Origin of the sequence: Ectothiorhodosinus mongolicus (genome assembly GCF_022406875.1) — a bacterium.
GTDB lineage: Bacteria > Pseudomonadota > Gammaproteobacteria > Ectothiorhodospirales > Ectothiorhodospiraceae > Ectothiorhodospira > Ectothiorhodospira mongolica.
Genome location: NZ_CP023018.1, coordinates 1476655 through 1498898 on the forward strand (window position 1 = coordinate 1476655; position 22244 = coordinate 1498898).

Below are 22244 nucleotides of genomic sequence, written 5' to 3' on the forward strand. Positions count from 1 at the left end.
TTCGGGTTTGATGCGGAATGTGGCCTGAGCTGTTTGCCGCGCTGGCGCTGGTGCTGATTTTGGAAGGCTTACTGCCTTTCATTTCGCCCCGGCGCTGGCGCGAAACCATGCAACAGGCGCTGCAATTGCCTGATAATACCCTACGACTTTTTGGCTTGGTGGCGCTGATTTTAGGGGCGCTACTCTTGTGGTGGGTCAAGTCCTGATCCGGTAGCTGGTTCAGCGGGCGCCCGCCCGGCTATAATGGCGGCTTGCATTCATTTAGGCCTGGCTTTGCTATGACCGACTCACAACGCTGGTTGCTTCCCGAAGGGATTGAGGAGGCGCTGCCGGCATCCGCTGAACGCCTCGAAAGCCGTCGCCGGCAATTGCTAGACCTCTATCATACTTGGGGTTATGAGCTGGTGATCCCGCCACTGGTCGAGTACCTCGAATCTTTGCTCACTGGCACAGGCCACGGCCTGGCACTGCAGACCTTTAAACTCACCGACCAGCTTAACGGCCGGCTGATGGGGCTGCGCGCGGATATGACGCCGCAAGTGGCGCGCATTGCCGCGCATCAGCTGGCGCATCGCGATATTTTGCGCCTTTGCTATATAGGTAGCGTGGTGCATACCCGTCCTGTTGATTTTGCTGGCTCGCGCAGCCCTATGCAGGTGGGCTGTGAGCTCTATGGACATGCGGGTCTGGATGGTGACTTCGAAGTTCTGAATCTCATGTTGGAGACCTTGCGTATCTGCCAAGTGGAAGCACCGCTCCTGGATCTAGGGCATGTGGCGATCTACCGACAACTGGTCGCCGCCGCTGGCCTTGAGCCGAATGAGGAGTCAGAGCTGTTTGCGCTGATGCAAAACAAAGCCATGCCTGATCTACGGGCGGCTTTAGCCGCTTGGGATATCGATGCGGCGGCGCGCGAACATCTATTGGTTCTGCCCGAACTCAATGGTGATCTCAGCGTGCTTGATGAGGCGCGGCAGCGCTTAAAGACCGCCGGTAGCAGCGTGCAGTTGGCGCTGGATGATCTTGAGGCCATCGCTCGGCGTTTGCAGCTGCGCCACCCCAATCTGATGCTGCACTTTGATTTGGCTGAGCTGCGTGGTTACCACTATCACACCGGGTTGGTGTTCGCCGCCTTTTTGCCGGGCGCGGGTCAAGAGGTGGCACGCGGTGGCCGTTATGATGAGATCGGGCGTGAGTTTGGGCGCGCTCGCCCAGCAACGGGCTTTAGTACCGATTTGCGGACTTTGGTGCGTTTAAGTACCGCGCCTGCGGAAGAATCCAGCGGCGGTATTTTTGCGCCAGCCGATCATGATCCGGCCTTGCAGGCAATGGTGGAAGTGTTGCGCTTGGAAGGCAGGCGCGTGATTCAGGGGTTTCAGGGGCAGGTGCAGGATCCGCAAGCGGCGGGTTGTGCCCAGATACTGGTCAAACAGAATAATCAATGGACAGTGGTGGACGTATCAGCATGAGCAAATTCGTGGTGGTCCTAGGCAGTCAGTGGGGCGATGAAGGCAAAGGCAAAGTTGTGGACTTGCTCACCGAAAAAGCCTCGGCTGTGGTGCGTTTTCAGGGTGGGCACAATGCCGGACATACCCTGGTCATTGATGGCAAGAAAACCGTTTTGCACCTCATCCCCTCGGGAATTTTGCGGGATGGCGTGCAGTGCCTGATCGGTAACGGCGTGGTGCTTTCGCCCGATGCCTTGGTGAGCGAGATGAAAATGCTGGAAGACAACGGCGTGCCGGTGCGTGAGCGCCTCCGCGTATCTGAATCCTGCCAGCTGATCCTGCCTTGTCATGTGAGTTTGGATCATGCCCGTGAAAAGGCGCGCGGCGCCTCGGCGATTGGTACCACCGGTCGCGGCATCGGCCCGGCTTATGAAGACAAGATTGCCCGGCGCGGCCTGCGTCTGGGGGATGTGTTCCATCGTGAGCGCTTTGCCGCCAAATTGGGCGAAGTGCTGGACTATCATAACTTTGTACTGAAGCATTATTTCAAAGCCGAGACCCTAGATTTTCAAGCGGTGTTAGAGCATGCCTTGGCTTTGGGTGAGGTGCTAGGTCCACTGGTCATGGATGTGCCCGAGCGGCTGCGCCAGTTGCGGGCTGAGGGCGCCAACGTGATGTTTGAGGGAGCGCAGGGGACTTTGTTGGATATCGACCACGGTACTTATCCGTTTGTGACTTCATCCAATACTACGGCCGGCGGCGCTTGCACCGGCAGTGGCGTTGGTCCCTTGGATTTGGACTATGTGCTGGGCATCACTAAGGCCTATACCACTCGGGTTGGTGCTGGGCCTTTCCCCACAGAATTATTTGATGCCATGGGGGAACATTTGGCCACGCGCGGTCATGAGTTTGGCTCGACCACGGGGCGGGCTCGGCGCTGTGGTTGGTTTGACGCGGTGGCCTTAAAGCGGGCTGTGGCGATTAACAGCATCAGTGGTTTGTGTATCACTAAGCTGGATGTGTTGGATGGCTTAGAGACGCTGCGTATTTGTGTGGGTTACCGTTGCGGTAATGTCACCATGACCGAGCCACCTGCAGGTGCCGATGCCTATGCCGAATGCGAGGCAGTGTATGAAGAGATGCCGGGCTGGCAGTCATCGACCCTAGGTATTACTGATCTGGAAAAGCTGCCCGCCAATGCCCTGAGCTATCTGCAGCGCCTGGAAGAGATCACCGGTGTGCCCGTGGATATGATCTCGACCGGTCCCGATCGGGAACAAACCATCTTAAAACGGCATCCATTTCATTGACCGAGGACTGCTGCTAACTTAAGGAGAGCTCATGGGTGACAACCTTCGTGCCTGGCATCAGCAAGATGCCCAAGAAGTGCTGAATGCACTGGAGTCCAGCACAGAGGGTTTGAGCCCCGAGGAAGCCGCCCGCCGCTTAGCAGAAAACGGCCCCAATGCGCTGCCACAGGCCCGCAGCCGTGGGCCGCTGAAGCGCTTTTTGGCGCAGTTCAATAATCTCCTGATTTATGTGCTCATCGCCGCCGCCATAGTCACGGCTTTGCTAGGTCATTGGGTGGATACCGGCGTCATCCTCGCCGTGGTGGTGATCAATTCGGTGATCGGCTTTGTGCAAGAGGGTAAGGCCGAGAAGGCCTTAGAGGCCATTCGCGACATGCTCTCGCCTCAGGCCATGGTGCGCCGCGATGGGCGTCGCTTGAGCTTAGATGCGCAAGAGCTGGTGGTGGGCGATATCGTGTTTCTCGAGCCGGGCGATAAAGTGCCGGCGGATCTGCGCCTGCTTAAGCTAAAAAACCTACAAATCCAAGAAGCGGTGCTCACCGGTGAATCGGTGCCCGTAGAGAAAACCCCTGAAAGTGTGGACGCCGAGGCAGAGCTGGGGGACCGCATCAGTATGGCCTTCTCCGGAACGCTGGTGACGGCGGGGCAGGGCATGGGGGTGGTGGTGGAGGCAGGCGCCAATACTCAGATCGGCCGTATCAGCAGTATGTTGTCGGAAGTGCAGACGCTCACCACACCGCTGGTTAAAGCCATGAATGTGTTCGCTCGTTGGCTGACGCTCGCGATCGTCGGGCTCGCCGCGATTGTCTTTAGCTTCGGGCTTTTGGTGCGTGACTATGCCGCGGTCGAGATGTTCATGGCGGCTGTGGCTTTGGCGGTAGCCGCCATCCCCGAGGGGCTGCCGGCCATCCTTACCGTGACCTTAGCTATTGGTGTGCAGCTCATGGCATCGCGCAATGCCATTATCCGCCGCTTACCCGCGGTAGAAACCTTAGGCTCGGTGTCCATCATTTGTTCGGATAAGACCGGCACGCTAACCCGCAATGAAATGACCGTGCGCTCCGTCGATCTCCCCGATGGCCTCATCGAAATAACCGGAGTGGGGTACAACCCCCATGGAGGATTCAGTCGCGACGAAAAAGACATCGAGGTAGACAACCTGCCGCAACTGCAGATGGCCTTGCAAGCAGCGGTCTTATGTAACGATGCCGAACTTCAAGAAAAAGACGGGCAGTGGCAGGTCAATGGTGACCCCATGGAAGGGGCACTGCTCACCGCAGGAATTAAGGCGGGGCTGGAACAACAGTCCTTGCATAAAGACTGGCCGCGCACCGACGTGATTCCTTTTGAATCGGCGCATCGCTTCATGGCCAGCCTCAATCATGACCATCAGGGTCATGGCATGGTGTATCTCAAAGGCGCGCCGGAACAGGTGCTTGAGCTCTGTCAGAGCGTATACGGTGATGACCAGGCGTTGGATCGCGATGCGTGGCTGGCACGGGTAGATGCGCTGGCAGCCCGTGGTGAGCGGGTTTTGGCGTTTGCTTGTCGGCCTGCCGATGAGGGCGAGCGGGAATTGGATTTCCATGCCTTAGATGCTCGCTTTGAGCTCATTGGTTTGATGGGTTTGATCGATCCACCGCGCGAAGAAGCCATCGCGGCGGTCGCAGAGTGCCAAACTGCGGGCATCACGGTCAAGATGATCACCGGTGATCATGCCGGCACGGCTCAAGCCATCGCTCGCCAATTGGGATTGGCTCACCCCGATAAGGTGCTCACCGGGCGGGATATTGATGCCTTGGATGATGCGGCCTTACGGGCTCGTGTACCCGAGGTGGATGTGTTTGCGCGAGCCGCTCCTGAGCATAAATTGCGCTTGGTGCAGGCCCTGCAATGGCATGGCTATGTCGTGGCAATGACAGGCGATGGAGTGAATGATGCCCCGGCGCTAAAACAGGCCGATGTCGGTGTGGCTATGGGCAGAAACGGCACCGAAACCGCCAAGGAAGCCGCAGAGATGGTATTGGCGGATGATAATTTCGCCTCGATTGCCCACGCTGTGCGCGAGGGTCGTCGCGTCTATGACAACTTGAAAAAAGCCATCACCTTTTTGCTGCCCATCAATGGTGGGGAGTCTGGCTCGATTATGGCGGCCATTTTTTTAGGGTTGGCCCTGCCCATCATGCCGTTACAAGTCCTATGGGTGAATATGGTCAGTTCCGTGGGGCTTGCTATGGCGCTGGCTTTCGAGCCGGCGGAGCGTAATGTGATGCGCCGTCCGCCGCGCGCACCGGGTGAACCGATGCTGTCGCTGTTTTTGGTATGGCGTATTGTCTTTGTCTCGTTTTGGTTCTTGTGCGGTATTTTCGGCGTGTTTTTGATGTCCTTGCAGCTGGGCTACTCGCTGGAGACGGCGCGTACGCTGGCGGTCAATACCCTGGTGGTCATGGAAGTGTTCTACCTGCTGTCGGTGCGTAGCCTCGGCGCCAGTCAGTTGACGATCAAGGGGTTGATCGGCACGCGAGCCGTAGCGATCGCGATTATGGTCGTGCTCAGCCTGCAGATGGTGTTCACCTATGCCCCCTTCATGCAATTCTTTTTTGACAGCACGCCGATTGGTTGGCAGGAGTGGGCTGGTATCTTGGTGGTCGGAGTGGTCTTGTTCTTTATTCTCGAGATTGAAAAGCGGGTGCGCGCTGGCTGGTCCAACGCGCATCCCGCAAGTGCTTAAATAACGACCTGCCCAGATCCGATTAATTCTGAATCGGCCAGTCGCCATCGGGCGTGCGACAAGCGGTGCCGTAAACGCGCTCGGTGCGCCCGCCGATCATCGCTGCTGTTCCTCCTCACTCTTGGCCGGCCTGAGCGCCTAGCAGCCCGCCTAAAGCCCCGCCGATAACCATCCCCGCTTGTTCCTGCTGCCCTTGGTGGGTAGCGCATCCGCATCTCAAATATTTATATCCATATTACTTTTTAGAATGTCCTAAAGACCCGTGAAGAGTGCGGTTTAAACCTGAAACATGGAGCGTCATCAGTCGAGAAAAGTTAGTTTTCATCTCGGAAAATAGTTCGGTGAAATCCAGGCGCTTGAGTCGAGAAAGTGCGCCAATACAAGCGACTCATTCTGACGTATATATGGCATTCCAGCGCCTTGGGAGGTAGACAAGAGTAAAAAAGAGGTGTGGTAATGCCATCTAGTCGGATTCACTATGCTGTCGCTCGCCAGTGGGAATTGCTCAAGCAGCTACCCTCTCACGGGCGCGGCACTTCATCTTGGCAGTTGATGCGTGGTCTGAATGGTTTAGGCTTTAAAGTCGGGAAGCGCCAAATCGAACGTGACCTATGGGAACTGACCGACTTGTTCCCCATCGAATGTGACACGGAAAGTCGCCCCTATTTGTGGCGTTGGCGCGATGCTGCCAGTATCGATTTGCCGGGTATGTCGCCTGCTGAGGCTTTATCCTTGTGCATTGTCCATGAGACGGTCGATCCCTTGTTGCCCCGGGTGCTGCTGCGAACCTTGCATCAACGGTTTGAAAAGGCGCAGGCCCATCTCGAGAAGGCGATCGCGGTGGGGCGGGCGAATGGCAGTCGAAAGTTCTTGAGTGCCCCGCCGGTGCCGCATGCGCACATACCCGACATTCCGGCTGATATTTTTGAAGAAGTACAGGAAGCGGTGCTTGACGAGGTGCAAATCGAGTTGGAGTACCTATGCAGCGAGTCCCAGCAAATTCAAAGAAGATATTTGCATCCTCTGGGCTTGTTGCAGCGTGGCCCGGTGAGTTTTTTGGTGGCTGCACAAGATGGCAAGCATGGTGTGCACTCTTACGCCCTGCACCGCATTCGCCAGGTCCGACCCCTTAACTTGCCATGCATGTATCCCGAAGGCTTTGATCTGCGGGAATATGCGCAACGAACCACCGTTGAGTTCTCTGGGGGCACCTTGGTCAGGTTGGTGCTACGTGTTCAGCCTCCCATGCAACGTATTTTGGCCGAGGCGCCACTTTCTGCCGATCAGCGACTGATGCCTAATGGTGGAGATTATCAGCTCGTGGCTACCGTTTCTAACACATGGCAGCTACAAAGCTGGCTGTTGGCGCAGCTGGACTGTGTTGAGGTGCTGAGCCCTGCGGACCTGCGAAACACCATTGCCGATAAGGTGAAAAACGGCTCCGAGCGGTATAACGGCGACGGTTGATTTGCTTGGCGTATATGGAACGCAGCAGCATGGCTCGACAAGCTCGCGCCTCTTTCCCTGAGCCTAGTATCAAAATTTCCTAATATTGTCACTGTGTGATCACGCATGGTGATTCATTGGGCGATAGAAACATTTTCATCTAAATAGCTTTACTTAACATTCATAATAGTCATATTATGTCGTGCCAGTCATGCATTATGTATGCTTTATAATCCATTCTGAATTTAGAAAAAACGGACGCTATGAAAAACGATATCAATCACTTATCCGCCAAAGAATTATTTGAGTTAGCAAGAAAGCGTGAACAAGAAGAGTGGGAGAGAACTCGTGAGCAACGGCGTGAAAAGATACGCGCCTTGCGCGTCGAGCGGAAAAGTCTGCAAAAAAGCCACGCTAAAGCGCTCAAACAATTGCAGCAAGTCCATGCTGCGGAGTTAGCCAGCATTGACTCGCAGATCGCTGATCTCACTGGGCAGCGTGCCGCACCTGTGGGTAAGGGTTCGCGATCATCAGGACAAACGGCAACCGGCGCTGTGATGGAATATATCAACAAGGCTGGTCAGGCAAGCTCCAAGGTCATCAAGGTGGCGCTCGAAGAGCAAGGCGCGCCTACCGCTCATCTTTCACAGACTCTGGCCTACTTAGTTCGCCAAGGTCAGGTGGAGCGTGTGGGCCGGGGCATGTACCGCAAGGTCGCTTAATAAGCCCGCATCAACCCTCAGCGGGGTGGTGGCGCAGCCATTCTTCCGCAAACGGACGCGTGCACAAGATCCCATCGCGGTGATCATCAAACGCCGGCAGGGATCGCGTGCACACCAATCCTAGATCATCCGCAATGATGGTCCATTGTGGGTGGCCGTAGGTACCGCGTGGCACATACGTGTTCACCACATCTTGGATTCTGATCTCGGGGGGTGGCGGTGGGTCCGTCGGAAAGAAATACAGTGTCATGTAGGTCACTTCGTTTGGCGTAAAGATGCCTTCGCGTTGGGTAAAGTCACGAGCGCTGCATGCGCCGATGTGCTTTGCCAGTCTGGCGTAGAAGCGAATCAAACCCGTCGCATCAAGCCCCTCTTGCTCGACTAATTGTTCGTATCTTTGTAGAGCATGAGCCAGTCGGAGGCTTTGGTGTCGCACGCTATCGGGCGACCGACGAAGCTTGTCGTTGAGACGAGAGATGGTTGCCCCATAGTCACTGACCGTATCCTGCTTCACCCCCTTTTGCTGCAGCTTCTCGCCAATCTGCCGCTGCGCCTCAGCCTGTAAATCAATCGCCCCACGCGCAATCAGCAGGTTCACCAAGTCGCTGTCCGACAAAGCCTCCAACTGCCCTTGCACAAACGCCCCAAACCGCATCGCATCACGCGCATCCCTGAGCACGTAAGGCGACACCCCACGCCGCCACACCCACCGAAGCCATCCCCTCACCATACCCAACGGGGCCTAACCCCAACCAAAATGGGGACAGACCCCTTTTTTGACATGACACTACCCCTAACCAAAATGGGGACAGACCCCTTTTTTGAGATTGGTGAGATGCTGCATTGATCTGTCCTTGCTGACGTATCCGGACATGTTAGCTTGCAGGTCGAGCTCATGCCATAAACCAGCCCAGGCTTTCGAATCCAATCACCGTGACCACCAAGGTGATGAGCGACCAAATTGCGAGGCTTAGGGTCATCCAAAACACGGTAGCTCGGCGGTCCGCCTTCAAAGCAAGCGCCATGATTGCTGCTAGATGAATCCCGGTGATTACCGGGCCAGAAAAGGCCACGCCGGGCAGGCCATAACGGTTCCAGACCCGCTGCGCCCGCGGACTCCAGCGCCGTTGAATAGGCCCCCGGCGCACTTCCCACCAGCGAAACAGCGCGATAATCCCAAGCACGGGCAGAGCGTTGCCGATAAAACTGATGATGGTCACCGGAATCGGCGCGAGTCCAACCCCCACGGCCACCGGGATGACAATCATGATCTCCAGCCAAGGCGTAGCGGCTGCGAGAAACACCAGCGCGTACTGCCAGAGAAGATCAGTCATTGACTGATTCTATCATTGCTCGATTGCTCTAAAAGCCTCGAACTGCCGAGACACAGCTTCTCATCGCGCTGCCATCGCGAAGTGAGTTGATCGTGCCATTGGGATCTGCATAAGCGCTCCGCACAGCAGAACGAAGCCAACGCCAAAGAGACTGATTGGTATCAAATGCACTATCAGTGACGCCCAATGACACATCAATGGGTATTCCTTGGCGCCTAAAATCGACAGCCTGATGGACAACTGGCATGTAAGCTTGGCAATAGGCATCGGCAAGGCCACTTTGTGAGTGAGCAACGCCTGAACCAATCAGGCCGCCTATCATGAAAAGGCATGCGCAAGCCACTTTTATATAAGTCTTTTTCATTTTTTTACTCCTCGTGTCAAAAGCCCAAGAACAACATATGGTGCGGACCCAGTTTTAGGAGGCCTGATAATGAAGGAGACGCGCCATCTATACACAGACCTAGCCTGGCTCTGGCCAGTGTGGGGCGATGCCGCCACTGAGTATGCGCATTATTGCGAACATATCACGGCAATGGTACGCCAGTATGCCAAGCGCCCGGTAAACAGCTTGCTAGACATTGGATGTGGTGGCGGAAAGAATGTCTTGAACCTAAAGCGACACTTCAACGTCACCGGTTTGGACTTGAGCCCAACGATGCTTGCGCAGGCGAGGGAGCTGAACCCCGAGAGCACCTTTGTTCATGGGGATATGCGGACATTCAGGCTAAACAGCACTTTTGATATCGTGTACCTGATACGGGAGCACGAGGAAAAATACAGTTCAGGCGAGGATGAGTACACGATGTTTGCATGCGTGAAGACGGTTGCTGACAGTTAGGTGCCGCCTTCTGCTATCTTATGGGCTATTTTGCCGTACATTGACTGCGGTAAATGCCCACACCAGTGCGGCGATCCATCCGAGCGCGGTCCATCCCAAGAACAGGTTCAAAACCCAAATAGCCAGGGCGTTATGGTGAGACCTGGCTGAGGCAATAATGCCTGGCAGGAAATACAGCGCCAAGATGAGCGCGATGGCAAACCAAGCACCTAATTCTTCCACAGCAATGCAGTCTCCCACTTAATTTATTGGCAAGAATCCAGTCCAAAGTGTCCAAAAATTGGGATGAGCGGACAAACGGTATGATTTTGGGGATAGACGGTCAGACAAATTCACACTTTGGCCGCTATATTAGATATTGAGTGTAACACTTGTCTCGCTACAGCGAGGCGTATAAGCCATTGATCGGCGCCAACTTTGACAAGGAAGGTTTTTATGACAGCGATATCTCATGCCACCCGACCGCCTCAGCTGGAAGATCAGCCTGAGAGCTTTAATCCGCTTGTCGGTCGCAATTACGAAGTCAATCGTCTGTTAGAGACTTTGCAAAAAGACCTCAGCGTCCTCGTTACAGGCCAGGAGGGCATCGGCAAAGTCAGCGTCCTGCGTCGCGTTTATGAAAAGCTCAGCGAGACAGACATTTGTATTTGGGTGCCGCGCAGGAGCACCAAGGAACAACTTGTAGAGTGCATCCGACAGCTGCACGAAAAGGTAGGCTTTCCGGAGGGGCACGGCCTGATACCCGAGCGGCTGCGTCACAAGGCATCGACTCATGCAGAGCGTTGGGAATGGATGGAGCGCTCGGTCAATCGCCTGCGCATTTCGGATTGCATCAAACTTATTGAGACGGTCATCGCCAGTGCCGACCAGCCAATCGTCCTATTTGTCGAGAGCTTGGATGTCACTCCAACCCAAGCAGAACATCTGGTCCGGGTATTTGGCCCTGCCACAGTGGCTGCCGCGATGATCACTACCAATTGCCGCATTCGTGTAAAAAAGCTCCTGTGGAAATTCCAGTCAAGCAATCGTTTGGAGCTTAAGCCACTCAGTGCTGATGCCACGAAAACCATTGTCCGGCGGTGGCTCATCGACAATCCTTTGACGTTTGAGGGATATGTCACGCCAAAGAAGTTTGAAAAGATGGTGGTGCGTGAAAGTAGGGGCATACCGGCGGCGATTGTGGGCATCCTTCAAGTGGCTGCCGCGGAGAAGGTCATCACAGAAGAGAACTTTTACGAGCTCAACCATCAAGCCAGCGAGCGTGGCATTGATTTAACGCCGTTTCTCATTATTTTAATCGCAGCGGCGGTGGCGTCCAAGTTTATAGGTCGGGGTATTAGCTCTACCGAGCTGTACCTGGTTGCCGGTATTGGCATCGGTTTGGGCATTATCGTGCGCTACATCCTCTTTCCACTGCTCGCGGACCCGAAAAAGAAATGATCGCGCCGACTCATATCATCGGTGGTCAGCTATCCTATTTCATAGCGTGTTGGTTGAGCGGGCATCCCCCAGATTTGGTTGAGACGCTGGTGGCTGGCTTTGCGGCTTTGTTACCCGATCTGGACCACCCAAAAGCCTTTATTGCTCGGGTTACTCCCCTGCCTAAACAGATAAGAGCGCTTTTTGGGAAGCATCGCACGGTCACTCACAGCTTGATTGCCATTGTGCTGGTCTGGCTAGTCACTAGGTTAGTACCTGATGGCATCGGTCTGGCCATCTTTGCCGGGTACTTATCTCACGTCTTTCTCGACATACTGACCAAGTCAGGCGTGGCGCTATTCTGGCCATCGCGAGCCACGATTTACTTCCCAGGCAATATTGATTACCGCATTACAGTCATGGGTCGAAGCGAACTAGGCTTCGCGCTCTTGCTATTAATTTTGTGGGCTCCCGCCCTTTGGGCTGCTCATCATAATGCGGGTTTTCTTGGCACGGTCCGCGACATGATCGGCGACATGCAAGCCGCACGCGATCACTTTGATCAACATCGCCACGAGGCGGAGTGGTGGCTCAACGTCCGTGGGATGCATAACCTGACCTATGAAACAATCGATGGGCACTACAAAATCATGGGCCACTACCGCGCCGATGGATTAATCCTAGAGACCCCCGAGGGGCCGCGGTCCATTTGCCGATCCAATGCGTGTGACTGGTTTGCCACCCACGCTGTTATTCAAAGAGGCATGCCGGCTCGGACTTCCAGCAAGTATGTGAGAACCCGCGCTATCCGTGCCGAGACCTTGCGCGATCTTTTAGAGCTCTACGAGCAAATTGGCGAGGTTTACCTCATTGGCCAACTTCAAGCGGAAGGGATTCGTGCCGACCCGCCGACGATTACAGTCAGTGAAAGTGGGGTTAGACTCAACTTTGCCCAACCTTCTCAAATCTGGCATTGGTCGGGCCGGATCACTGAGGTCAGCTTGAGAGTCCAGATTCGTCATGAGCCAGGGGTTCGAGTACCTCCCTTGGAGGTACCTCCAGCATTAGAGGAGCCTCCAGATCCCACTATCGGTATCCACCCACTCATGTTGCCATACTTCCCGGACTAGTAAGATTGTTTGAGTGATTTTTGGTTTTGCTGCACAGGTGCGCCTGAAACCAACCATGACCTGATCAGCACTCATCGGTAACGCCGACTATCAAGCATGGTTGAAGGAGATCAAACAGCGCCTGATGTCTGCGTCCAACCTCAAATACTGCTTGCGCTTCTACCTTTTCTTCGCCAATGACCTCGGATCACCAGCAACGCCATTTGGTCAACAGCCTGTTGACCAAATTCCTTGGGGGCATAACATCCTGATCTTTACCAAGTGTGCCAGCGTGGACGAAGCAGGTTTCTATATCGCCTAGACCATCGGCCTGCTGCTGTGCCGAGACAAGAACAATATCGAGGTGGAGTTCGCCCTGCGCGATTTAAGCAAACCCATGGGGGTGAGTGAATACACTCTCGTGGAAACTCTGCCCGATAACCTGAAGGGTGCGTTGCCTACTGTTGAGGAAATGGAGCAGGATTTGCGGCTTCTAAAAAGTGGTTGAGGCGTGTTTCCCAGTCTTGCATGGTCATGGGGATGTTGCGCTCGGCCATGGCATAGATTTTCATGGTGAACTCTTTGATGATGCCCGTGGCCCATTTGCGAGACTGCTCCTCGCCTTCAATCTCGGCCACGATGGCAGCGCGACCTTTGCAAACAACCGACTGGGGTAGATGAAAGAGTCTTTGGTTTTGATTGCATCGTCTTTGATATGGGGCGTGATGACGTTATCGGGTAATTCGGCATAGCGAATGCTGTCGTCGCCAGCTTCGATATAGCTGGCGAAGTTTTCTCTGATAAAGCGATAGAATTGCACGCCAAGTACATATTGCTTGAAACCCCAGCTATCCACAGCCCCACGAACATCATTGACGATGGCCCAGATCTGGCGTTGGAGGCCTGCGGCATTGAGCTAATGAATCACTTGGACCAATACCGCCGGGGAAGTGTCTACTTTGAACTGTGCGCTTGACGGAGAGGTTTACGATTCGATTGATGCCCGCCTAGGGGTGCTATACAGCATCCTCTTCGCTTGATTCCTCGGCATTCGCACGCATCTTCGGTGGTGGCGCGACCCATGCCTTGAGGTGTTGACCAACATGCTCATAGAAGCTCGGCACGATCTGCTCCAACTCCTCAATGAATTTGCTTCGCCCCGTAAAGGCCCTATGGTTCGTAGACTCCATCCAAATCTCAAAATATGCAGGGGCGGGAGTTTCTTGCTGATCTTTCGGGTATATGAGCAATGGCTCCTTTCGCAAAATAGCCAGCCGCACTGGCGAACCATCCGCAGATCGACCTGGAGCTTTGGCCCGCACCCAAATGTCAAACGGCACATCCACACCGCTTGAGGCCTCAGGGATTTGCCTTAATAACCAGTTCACGCGGGCTTGCGTCGACTTTTTGTCCTGAGGAGCAGTCAGCGTCATCTGGCAGGTAATGACCTTGCTGCATAAATCAGCCTTCACGTCTAAAGGCGCGGCAGCATCAGGCACCACAATCTGGGTGCGAAGGCACTTCTCCTTGACCAGCAGATCACAGTCATCATTCAAGCGCTGCCCGGGATTCTGCCGATGCGCACGTGGCAACTTCGTTTCGGCGCGCGCTTTAACCTTAGTCCACAGTTGAAGACAGAGCTCACGTTGCTCTTGATGCCAGCTTGCTACGGTATTCTGAACCTCCGGAGATGAAGCCTTAAGCTTGCTATCGCGTCGGCACCTTTGCGCCAGTTCGGTCCATTCCGTATTCATCTGGGTGAAACCTTTCACACCACTTTTGGGTGAATTGAAATAGGCCACGACCTCCTGAAGGATATAACGCTGATCCGGGTTATCAATATCATCACTCTCAAGCAGAACCTGAGCTTGCGTCAGTAAGAAGGTCCAGGACCAATGGTACAACTCAAGCTTCTGCAGCCGACGCCGATCAATCGCTACCGGATGATGATCCGGCATCGCTACAAATTGATTACTGATGGTGATGACCGCATCGAACCCATATTTCTTCGCATAATCTACATACTGACTGACCTGCTTTTCCTTCAGATCATCCGAGTCTGTTTTCGCCTCGATAAGCGCTTTCCACTCTTTCTGGCCTGTTCTAAGCACCAGGGCACCATCAGGCCGACCATTGTCTTCTTGTTCAAGTAACGGTCGATCCCCCAAGAAAATCACTTCGGTCAAAGCCGAGATAAGGGTACGATCACCCACCCGACGCCCAATCGACTGCAGCATCACGCGACGGAATGCCTCAACTGAAATCAGTGCAGAAAGCAAAATAGAAACAGCTCTGCGCTCTACCGCGCCTGGAGATACAGTAGGGATCAGTCTAGCCGGAAGACCTTTGAAATTTGGTGTGGCTTTTTTCGCATCTTTCTTCATTACTTTCATTCTCTTTATTGGTTTTACCAAGAGTATCAGATATGTAAAGTGCCTGCTTTATTCCGACATCAGTGTACCTAAGGGCTCTACTAGCGACACCAATCACTCGACAGCAACAAACCGATCCTGGCGCAGCTTGGTCTCGCCATCCCAGCGGTAGGCCACCAGCTGGCCTGGCTGATGTTTATTGGCGATGCTGTAATCCAAGCAGGCCACAGTATCGGTCAGTGGTCCCACCGGACCACTCCACCAGTAATGACCGAAGAGAACCGGCATGGCGTTGTCATAACCCAAAAAGCTGGAGGCCTCGATAATCTTGTCGGGTAAGTCCAGTTGCTCTATATCTGGAATAATCAGCGCATCTTTGAGGAGCAGATCCCTGTCCTCCCACCAACGCAGCCTGGCCATGGTGCGCACAGTGCCGCCCTTGTCCTTAAACGACAAACCATTGGGCAGCTTCAGCTCGTATCCCTTGATCAGGTTCTCCACGGCATTGTAGACAGCATCACCCTTAGCATTGGCTGGCGCCCAAGCCTCCGGGGTTAACTGGTTATTGGCGGTGAGGTAGGGGGCTAGATCCTGGATGCTCTTTCCGCACCAAGTCGCATGCACAATGCGTAAGCCCTCGAGTTCCAGAAACAAGGGCAGGGTGGCAAACCATTTAATCGCATCGGCATATTGCTCAGAGCCTTCACCCAGTTGATCGAGAAACCGCTGATGATCCGCCCGGCGATGCGTGGTGTGTTTGCGTAGGTGCTCACCTGAGTTGTCGGGGTGTGGGGTGGCAAAAGACACGGCATTGAACTCATGGTTACCCATGACCGCCAGCGCATGGCCGCATTCCACCATCTCACGAGCAATCTGGATCACCTCCACCTGAGCCGGCCCGCGATCCACGAAGTCCCCCAAAAAGACTGCCTGGCGCTCGGGATGCTGCCAGCCTGAGTCGGAGGGCTTATAGCCAAGCTTCGTCAGGAGCCGCTTTAGCGGATCTGCATACCCGTGTATATCTCCGATAACGTCGTACATGTATTTTCCTTTACGTGCTGACTTTCCATCCGCCAGCGATCAGATCATCTATTGTGTCATAGGAAGCCAGCGGTATATGGGACTGGACATCGAACAAGCGAAACCGGCAGTTCAGCGCATCTTGAAATTCCATATACCCATACCGCCCATCGAGGTGATTAAAACAGCACCCCTGGTTCTCGCCGGCGGCGCTGAATAAAAAGGCCACTGGGTCCACCTTTTCCAGAATCTCGCGGGTATAGGCCTGCTGCTCTTTGCTCCAAGCTTTTCTCTTCTCTTGATGCACCATCACCCGCTCTCCCATTAAATCCAGAGGGCCCAAGCGTCTTGAAACACGGCCGGAATCCCCGCCTGCTCACACACGCGCACCGTATGCCCCGTGCCACCGGCCATCGGGTCGGTCGGGTCCACGTAGAACAAAGCGCAGATCGGTTTGGGAAACTCATCAGAAAACCCCGCCACTTTCATCGTGTCCCGAATCAGATAAGCGGCCTTCGCCCCGGCGCGGCCAGGCTTGTCGGCTTGTTTCACCAAGCCGGCATTGCGCGGTGTCGCAGTGACGGTTAACTCCATCATTGAGCGTTTTTGTTCATCGCTCAGATCCTCGGGTGATACATAAGTCGCCCCCGGGTATTGGGCACTTTTGCGATGCCCAGGGTAGGGCGTGATGATTTGTAGGCGTTGGCTATCCACTTGTGCCACCCCATCAGAGAACGCCGCATCTGCTCCTTCGGCATTACCCGAGCGAAAGCGGAGTTGTAAATAGCGCGATGCCAATAAGGCAGCCACTTGTGTGGCCTTCAAAGCCGCATCGGCAGGAATATCTCGTCGGCCCTCAAGAAGCACCACCCCATCGGGTGATGCCTGAACCCATTGATCGAATGTGTTGAGTGTCATTTTGCCCATCCCATTACTTTACCTTTGACCTCAGTATAGGGATGGCAGCGTCATTTCATGTCGCCCGGATCAGAAACTAGACATCAAGAGGCGATCGCGCGAGGATAAACCTCTATCGGAAATCATCTGGGGGATGGCGTTGGATCTGGATTACCCTTCTTTAAAAGAGCGCCACCGTGCCCTCCGTGATGGGTTCGATCCTTCGCTATCCCTGCGTATCCACCGAGCCCTTAGCTGGCTGCAGCGTGCGGAGCAGGAAACCGACGATCCCGATGCGCGGTTTATCTTCCTGTGGATTTCATTTAACGCCGCTTATGCCAACGAAATCCCCGCGGACCTTGCCAGAACCCCAGAGCAATCCCGGTTCCTGCAATACCTTCAGCGCTTGGTGGATGTCGACCGCGAGAAGCTCCTCTACAAGCTGATCTGGGAACAGTTCCCAGGACCCATTCGCCTGCTCATCGATAACCCCTATGTCTTCAAACCCTTCTGGCAGTTTCAGAACGGCCATATCAGCCAAAGCGAATGGGAAACCGCCTTCAGTAAAGCCAAGTCAGCGGCTCATCGCGCTCTGTCAGAAGGCAATTCCTACATTGTGTTATCGATCGTCTTCCAACGCCTGTATATCCTGCGCAACCAAGTGGTCCACGGCGGTTCCACCTGGAATAGCGCTGTGAACCGAGAGCAGCTCAACGATGGCGTCGCCATCATGACCCAGCTCGTTCCCCTCATCATCGATCTGCTGATGCAGCATCCCAATGAAGACTGGGGTAAGCCCATCTATCCTGTGGTGGAGGATGTCACCACGGGGCGGGGCAGCAGTGCCCGATCTGCTTAATCGATCTTAGATCGGGCGCACCCAACATCACTCCTCGAGCATTTTTCGGATTTTCTTTTCGATCAGCCGCTCCATGGGGTCGGTCTGCAGCTGACTTTTCTCCCAGTCAATCCGCCAATCCTCCATGGGGATGCCTTTGAGTTCGCAGCAGGAGAGCTCGTACATGAGCGTCAGGTCGTAATCGCTGCGGGCGGTATCGAGCCGCCGATGCGGCCACAGCGCCTGCACGCGGCCATCAACCATCGAGACATCATCAAAGCGCTCGGCAAAGAAATCAAAATGCTGGGGTTCCGCGGTGATCACAATGGTCACTGGAAGCCCGAAAGGACCATAGGGTTTGGGTGATTCAGTCATGGCTATTCCTTAAGAGAGACGGCGCTTTTGCACCAAGATGCCTGTATTGGAGCATGGCCTAGCGACATTTTGTGTCGTTCTGCATGACGGGTATTCAGCTCACTCAGGAGGACTGGTAATGCCCTTCCATGAGATGAGTTCCAATCGTCAAACAGCCAATGCCTGGCTAGGTTTAAGAATTTTTTAATGAGCAAGATTTTTTTCGATAAATGTCTGCTATGCTTTTCGCGTGATCTTGATATATTTTTGGGGAATATTTTTTAAATTAACTAAATCAAGACATGATATAAATAATTTAACTTGTTGTTTTTCTTAAATTTTGGGTCTTCAGGGGTCGGCATCATGTTCTTTGTAGGTATGCAACGCAGAATCGTAAGCGTGGTAAGCAAGCGCAATGGGAAAGTGGCAGCTCTTCTGTTGGTGCTTGCATTGGGTTTGCAGGGCTGCGGCGCAACTTTACAAACAAGAAACGCCAACCTCGACAACCAACTCGCCACTGGTGATTTTGTTGGAGCTGCTCTTGCGGTTGAACAAAGCATGGGTTTGGCCTCTCGAGACGTCAATAATCTGCCACCGGTTGAGTTCAAATCGCGTAACGTTTTGGACCATCTTGATGCGGCGAAAGCATGGCTGCTTGCTGGGGACGATCAGAGGGCAATGCAGCACTTCGAAGCCGCAGAAATTGTCCTGGGAGATGTAGATCGAGATGGTAACATTGCTCGCGGGGCGCAACAGGTGGGTGGCGCATTGCTGGGTGATGGCGCCATGGTTTACCGGCCTAGCCCTTCCGAAGCAGTGCTTATCAACTACTACAAAGCTATTCTATTTATGAGAGACGGCCGTCATGACGATGCGCGCGTTGAGCTCAATCGAGCTGACGAACGTACTCGCAGGGCCGTCGCGCGTTACAGTCGGGAACTCGATGAGGCTCGTAGCGAGGCTCGACAACGAGGAGCGTCGGAGGTCAATGCAAGCTCTTTTGCCGCAACGCATTACCCCGAGATGCAGACCTGGCAACCTTATACCGATTTTGTGTTACCGCCAGCGACTTATCTGCAGGCACTTTTTCTCGGGTTACAGGGAAATGCTTCAGATACTGAGTCAGCGCGAAATCTGATGCAGCGAGTTGTGGATATGACCGACAACCCCTCTGCGCACCGTGATCTGCAAATGCTTTCTCAAGGAAACTTGTGTCCTGAGAACAATTGCGTTTGGGTTATTTCAGAGCACGGACTCGGGCCGACTCTGGTGGAGAAGCGAGTGGATTTGCCTGTTCCCACCTCCAACGGATTCGTGGTCGTAAGCATAGCTCTTCCGTCGCTAGTCACTCGCACCAATGATGCCACCCCCTACTTTCGACTCGTAAGCGGACAGAACGAATTCTCTTTAGAACCGTTAGCATCTATGGATCGCACGGTTCAGACTGAATTTACCAAACGATTCCCCGCTATGGTAGCCCGAGCCACTGCTGGAGCAGTGGCAAGAGCAGTGGTCCAAGATGAGATTGGCAGAAGACATGGCGCCTTAGCTGGTTTTGTGGCAAGCGTGGCTTCTATGGCTACGACCAATGCGGATGTGCGCATGTGGCGCTCCATGCCCGGCGGCTTTTCAGCAGCACGTTATAGCTATCAGCCCGGTTCAACCATTACTATTCGGTCTGTCTCCGGCGATCAGACGGTGACGCTCAACGGTACCGGACCTCAGATTATTTACATCAAGCAAGTTGGTCCGACCGCCGCACCCATCGTTACACAGCTGCTGGGAGCTTGATTATTATGTTTGCGATCTTTAATCGTCACGGCAATCAGTCTGGCGTGGTTCCACCATTCCAGTTGATTTTCATCTCTTTTGCACTGCTATCAGCCCTTTTTCTCACAGCTTGTATGCCGCCTCCGATGGATGATCGCCCATTTTGGTACGATCGAGTCGCCGTTGCCGATAATGTGCGCAGTCTTGAGTTGCTTGATGTTCGCGAGAACTATGCTCCGGATGGCACACCAATGGTTGTTCTAGTTGCCAGGTCGGGCGCTGTCAGCCGCCAGAATCTTCGAGCTAGGGCTCTTTGGTTCGATGGTAATGGGACGCCGATCAGAACAACGGTATCCAATTGGCAGCAAAGAACGATCGACAGGGGGCAGCAATTTGAGATGACCTTCGTTGGCCCTGGATCGATGGCTCGCTCTTACCGCATTGAAGTGCAGAGAAACCCTAACTAGCGTTTTGCACCTCAAACTATGATCTTTTGCTCTGGTGCTCTTGGAGAAACTTGGTAATGAAATTCACTCCTCATATTCTTTTCGGTCTCATCGTTTTGTTTTTCTTGTCGGGTTGTGCCACAGGCGTGCAAATGGTGGATACTCGCAACGACCGTGGTGAAGCCGTGGTGGGCTTGGATTATCGCGATTTTGAAGATGCCGCTTCAGACGCGGTTCAAGACATGCTAGCTCGCGGTGCCCTCAATCACTCAGGTGGCGGGCGCTATGTGGTGATGATCAGCCGCATCGTGAATGACACCATGCAGCGGATTGATACAGACCAGCTGGTCAGAAAAATACGTGTGGAGATGCTGAATTCGGGCAGAGCGGTGGTGACAACTGCGGTGGGCCTTCAAGGAGCGGAAGATCAGGCTAACTTCGCTGTCCGTGAGGGTTTGCGCGGCAACACCGAGTTTGATCAATCCCGAGTTCAGAGGGCAGGAACCTTGCAGGCTCCAGATTTGAGCCTGTCAGGTAAGATTATTCAGCGCAATATCCGAATGTCAGGCAATCGTCAGCAGATTGAATATTACTTCATGCTGACCCTCACAGACCTCGGCAGCGGGCTAGCTATCTGGGAAAACGAATACCCCGTTATTAAGCGCGCCAGTGCCCGTGAGGTTCCGTGGTAGTGCTCATCTTTTTTGAATCATGCCAGTGCAGCTATTAGTGCAGCTATTAATTAGAGGTAAATTCCAATGATCCCGTTTAAACCCGCAATGCTGGCAAGCCTTCTATGCAGTGTCATCGCTTTTCCGGGAACTGCGCTGAGCAGTGACTCTGCTCCTCCGGCCATGCCCAGTTTTGAAGATAATGCTAATGATCTCGCTACCGTTTTTTCAGAGTGGAGTGAGACATTGGAGAGCTTCTTTTCTCAGAGACGCCCAGGTTATACCGTTGTTTATGGCATTGGTGCATTGGACAACACCGATCGCACGAGCAGTCGTTACATCGAATCTGTTCAAGCGGCCTACAGGCAAGCACTGATGAACGCCTACATGAATCTCTCCACCGTTCTGAATCGTGACGGTGTGGATATCGCCACTTCGGGAGTCCAACGTGAGTCTCGGGCCACTGGTGACGCAATGTTTGATAGGATCGTGGCGGAATGCCGCGAAGAGGCGATGCAGGCGCATCAGGCGTATTTGAGGAGTCAAGACAGAGAACGTGCGCAACGTGAGTCTCTAGTCGGTTCTCTAGCGGCTCGGATCCGTGGGGAAACGGGTGAGACCGAGAATAGTCCGGCGGAGCCCGAGGGTGATTTTATTCATACATGTGTTAAGCCAGGCCCCACATATGAGCAGGTTTCGACGGAGACGCAGCAGTTGGCTGACGTCCTCAGTGGCGGCCGCATCTGGGCATCAATTCTCCACAATAACACTCTAGGGGTTATCCTAGTCCGGTCTCCAGATAGCACGGAAGTGGCCCAAGTGTTACAAAACCAATTGGCGCCTGCGCGTGTGCTAGCCAGCGCGAGAGAAGAGGTGAGAAACCGAGTCGCGGCTGAACTCGAGCAGTTTGGTGATGACATACCCTACGGCATGGTTGGCACTCGAATGATGCGCTTGAGCAACTCAGAGTGGGCGATCTATGCGTTTGGCGCAGCTCAGGTGGTTTCCTCGGGTGGCAGTAGGTTTATGGATACCATAACCCAAGATAGTCAGAGGCAGCAGTCAATTGCCAGAGCTCAGTCAGAGTTGTCACGTTTCTCATCTTTGTCTATCTCGTATTCGAACCAGACGCAGGATGTTAGATCTGTGCGCGTTATGTATCGAATCGAGTACAACGTCACGCAAGATAGATTTACGAGTCGGGTTGACGAAGAAAGCACTTTCGGCCAACTAATTGATGCCGTTTATACTTCAAGCTCCACGCTGACTTTGCGAGGCAGTAGAACCATCAGCACGCGATTGGTAAAAGATGAAAACCTCGATTATTACCTTTCGGTTGTGGCATGGAGTCCGAGCATCATGGCAGGTCAGCTCGCAGATCGGTCTGTGCAGGACGCTGCCGGTGCTGACGCCGTAAGGTCCGGTCGCTACCAAACGCCAGGTCAATCCCGTTCATCGCAGGATGGTGAGGCCTCGGAGCGTTCTCGCGTCATTATTCTTAATCAGGACTGGTGAT

Annotated in this window: 27 protein-coding genes and 1 pseudogene; 16 read left to right on the plus strand and 12 right to left on the minus strand. The window is 54.0% G+C overall.

Features of this window, described 5'->3' with window-relative positions:
- Positions 1-17 precede the first annotated feature (17 nt).
- The 4 genes from CKX93_RS07150 (at position 18) to CKX93_RS07165 (ending at position 5489) form a co-directional block, all read left to right on the plus strand.
- Entirely contained in the window at positions 18-206 is a 189-nt protein-coding gene (locus CKX93_RS07150; protein WP_076756036.1) for a DUF2065 domain-containing protein, read from the plus strand.
- Positions 207-278: 72 nt separating this feature from the next.
- Entirely contained in the window at positions 279-1469 is a 1191-nt protein-coding gene (locus CKX93_RS07155; protein ID WP_076756037.1) for an ATP phosphoribosyltransferase regulatory subunit, read from the plus strand.
- On the plus strand, positions 1466-2758 hold the full coding sequence (locus CKX93_RS07160; RefSeq protein WP_076756038.1) for an adenylosuccinate synthase: 1293 nt from the start codon (positions 1466-1468) through the stop codon (positions 2756-2758). The genes CKX93_RS07155 and CKX93_RS07160 overlap by 4 nt, the downstream gene beginning before the upstream one ends.
- Before the next feature lie 31 nt (positions 2759-2789).
- Entirely contained in the window at positions 2790-5489 is a 2700-nt protein-coding gene (locus CKX93_RS07165) for a cation-transporting P-type ATPase (protein ID WP_076756039.1), read from the plus strand.
- A 22-nt stretch (positions 5490-5511) separates the two neighbouring features.
- On the opposite strand, the pseudogene CKX93_RS07170 reads toward CKX93_RS07165, so the two are convergent.
- Positions 5512-5709: pseudogene (locus tag CKX93_RS07170) on the minus strand (hypothetical protein).
- 236 nt (positions 5710-5945) lie between these two features.
- On the opposite strand from CKX93_RS07170, the gene CKX93_RS07175 reads away from it, so the two are divergent.
- Both CKX93_RS07175 and CKX93_RS07180 read left to right on the plus strand, forming a co-directional pair.
- On the plus strand, positions 5946-6956 hold the full coding sequence (locus CKX93_RS07175; RefSeq protein WP_076756040.1) for a helix-turn-helix transcriptional regulator: 1011 nt from the start codon (positions 5946-5948) through the stop codon (positions 6954-6956).
- Between the two features lie 242 nt (positions 6957-7198).
- Positions 7199-7657, plus strand: a complete 459-nt coding sequence (locus tag CKX93_RS07180; protein WP_076756041.1) for a type IV toxin-antitoxin system AbiEi family antitoxin domain-containing protein — start codon at positions 7199-7201, stop codon at positions 7655-7657.
- A gap of 10 nt (positions 7658-7667) precedes the next feature.
- Here CKX93_RS07180 and CKX93_RS07185 read toward each other — a convergent pair whose 3' ends face one another.
- From CKX93_RS07185 to CKX93_RS07195, 3 genes are all read right to left on the minus strand, one after another.
- Positions 7668-8348: a hypothetical protein gene (locus tag CKX93_RS07185; RefSeq protein WP_143339959.1), complete on the minus strand. Its 681-nt coding sequence runs from the start codon at positions 8346-8348 to the stop codon at positions 7668-7670.
- Between the two features lie 202 nt (positions 8349-8550).
- The gene (locus CKX93_RS07190) at positions 8551-8991 is read right to left on the minus strand and encodes a small multi-drug export protein (RefSeq protein ID WP_076756043.1); all 441 of its coding nucleotides are present in this window, start codon (positions 8989-8991) and stop codon (positions 8551-8553) included.
- Between the two features lie 28 nt (positions 8992-9019).
- Positions 9020-9355, minus strand: a complete 336-nt coding sequence (locus CKX93_RS07195) for a hypothetical protein (protein WP_143339960.1) — start codon at positions 9353-9355, stop codon at positions 9020-9022.
- Between the two features lie 69 nt (positions 9356-9424).
- On the opposite strand from CKX93_RS07195, the gene CKX93_RS07200 reads away from it, so the two are divergent.
- On the plus strand, positions 9425-9832 hold the full coding sequence (locus tag CKX93_RS07200; RefSeq protein WP_084178702.1) for a class I SAM-dependent methyltransferase: 408 nt from the start codon (positions 9425-9427) through the stop codon (positions 9830-9832).
- Between the two features lie 18 nt (positions 9833-9850).
- Here the strand turns inward: CKX93_RS07200 and CKX93_RS09580 are convergent, their stop codons facing one another.
- The gene (locus tag CKX93_RS09580) at positions 9851-10072 is read right to left on the minus strand and encodes a superinfection immunity protein (RefSeq protein ID WP_420828602.1); all 222 of its coding nucleotides are present in this window, start codon (positions 10070-10072) and stop codon (positions 9851-9853) included.
- A 195-nt stretch (positions 10073-10267) separates the two neighbouring features.
- Here CKX93_RS09580 and CKX93_RS07205 point away from each other — a divergent pair, with 195 nt between their 5' ends.
- From CKX93_RS07205 to CKX93_RS09585, 4 genes are all read left to right on the plus strand, one after another.
- Positions 10268-11272: an ATP-binding protein gene (locus tag CKX93_RS07205; RefSeq protein WP_076756045.1), complete on the plus strand. Its 1005-nt coding sequence runs from the start codon at positions 10268-10270 to the stop codon at positions 11270-11272.
- The gene (locus CKX93_RS07210; RefSeq protein ID WP_076756046.1) at positions 11269-12381 is read left to right on the plus strand and encodes a metal-dependent hydrolase; all 1113 of its coding nucleotides are present in this window, start codon (positions 11269-11271) and stop codon (positions 12379-12381) included. Before CKX93_RS07205 ends, CKX93_RS07210 begins: the two co-directional genes overlap by 4 nt.
- 124 nt (positions 12382-12505) lie before the next feature.
- Positions 12506-12682: a DUF1016 N-terminal domain-containing protein gene (locus CKX93_RS07215; protein ID WP_159435531.1), complete on the plus strand. Its 177-nt coding sequence runs from the start codon at positions 12506-12508 to the stop codon at positions 12680-12682.
- A 12-nt stretch (positions 12683-12694) separates the two neighbouring features.
- Positions 12695-12868, plus strand: coding sequence for a PDDEXK nuclease domain-containing protein (locus CKX93_RS09585; RefSeq protein WP_420828615.1), 174 nt, complete (start codon positions 12695-12697; stop codon positions 12866-12868).
- On the opposite strand, the gene CKX93_RS07220 is transcribed toward CKX93_RS09585, so the two are convergent.
- The 6 genes from CKX93_RS07220 to CKX93_RS07240 all read right to left on the minus strand — a co-directional run bounded on the left by CKX93_RS07220 (position 12819) and on the right by CKX93_RS07240 (position 16670).
- The gene (locus CKX93_RS07220) at positions 12819-12998 is read right to left on the minus strand and encodes a hypothetical protein (protein ID WP_159435532.1); all 180 of its coding nucleotides are present in this window, start codon (positions 12996-12998) and stop codon (positions 12819-12821) included. The genes CKX93_RS09585 and CKX93_RS07220 overlap by 50 nt on opposite strands.
- Positions 12929-13249 (minus strand): hypothetical protein, encoded by a 321-nt coding sequence (locus CKX93_RS09590; RefSeq protein WP_420828616.1) that lies wholly within the window; start codon positions 13247-13249, stop codon positions 12929-12931. The genes CKX93_RS07220 and CKX93_RS09590 overlap by 70 nt, the downstream gene beginning before the upstream one ends.
- A 127-nt stretch (positions 13250-13376) precedes the next feature.
- A complete protein-coding gene (locus CKX93_RS07225; RefSeq protein WP_076756047.1) occupies positions 13377-14744 on the minus strand; it encodes a hypothetical protein in 1368 nt (455 codons plus the stop codon).
- Between the two features lie 102 nt (positions 14745-14846).
- Entirely contained in the window at positions 14847-15773 is a 927-nt protein-coding gene (locus tag CKX93_RS07230; RefSeq protein WP_076756048.1) for a metallophosphoesterase, read from the minus strand.
- 10 nt (positions 15774-15783) lie between these two features.
- The gene (locus tag CKX93_RS07235; protein WP_076756238.1) at positions 15784-16062 is read right to left on the minus strand and encodes a hypothetical protein; all 279 of its coding nucleotides are present in this window, start codon (positions 16060-16062) and stop codon (positions 15784-15786) included.
- Between the two features lie 14 nt (positions 16063-16076).
- The gene (locus CKX93_RS07240; RefSeq protein WP_143339962.1) at positions 16077-16670 is read right to left on the minus strand and encodes a hypothetical protein; all 594 of its coding nucleotides are present in this window, start codon (positions 16668-16670) and stop codon (positions 16077-16079) included.
- 133 nt (positions 16671-16803) lie between these two features.
- Between CKX93_RS07240 and CKX93_RS07245 the strand changes: the two genes are divergently transcribed.
- On the plus strand, positions 16804-17508 hold the full coding sequence (locus CKX93_RS07245) for a HEPN domain-containing protein (protein ID WP_200799833.1): 705 nt from the start codon (positions 16804-16806) through the stop codon (positions 17506-17508).
- A 27-nt stretch (positions 17509-17535) separates the two neighbouring features.
- On the opposite strand, the gene CKX93_RS07250 is transcribed toward CKX93_RS07245, so the two are convergent.
- Complete coding sequence (locus CKX93_RS07250; protein ID WP_076756050.1) at positions 17536-17862, minus strand: hypothetical protein; 327 nt, start codon at positions 17860-17862, stop codon at positions 17536-17538.
- A 342-nt stretch (positions 17863-18204) separates the two neighbouring features.
- Here CKX93_RS07250 and CKX93_RS07255 point away from each other — a divergent pair, with 342 nt between their 5' ends.
- The 4 genes from CKX93_RS07255 (at position 18205) to CKX93_RS07270 (ending at position 22243) form a co-directional block, all read left to right on the plus strand.
- The gene (locus tag CKX93_RS07255; RefSeq protein WP_076756051.1) at positions 18205-19632 is read left to right on the plus strand and encodes a COG3014 family protein; all 1428 of its coding nucleotides are present in this window, start codon (positions 18205-18207) and stop codon (positions 19630-19632) included.
- 5 nt (positions 19633-19637) lie between these two features.
- Positions 19638-20078 carry a putative periplasmic lipoprotein gene (locus CKX93_RS07260; protein WP_076756052.1) on the plus strand — a complete coding sequence of 147 codons (441 nt, stop codon included), beginning with the start codon at positions 19638-19640 and terminating at the stop codon, positions 20076-20078.
- 56 nt (positions 20079-20134) lie between these two features.
- A complete protein-coding gene (gene lpoB / locus CKX93_RS07265) occupies positions 20135-20749 on the plus strand; it encodes a penicillin-binding protein activator LpoB (protein WP_076756053.1) in 615 nt (204 codons plus the stop codon).
- Positions 20750-20815: 66 nt separating this feature from the next.
- Positions 20816-22243: a hypothetical protein gene (locus tag CKX93_RS07270; protein WP_076756054.1), complete on the plus strand. Its 1428-nt coding sequence runs from the start codon at positions 20816-20818 to the stop codon at positions 22241-22243.
- Position 22244: the final 1 nt, after the last annotated feature.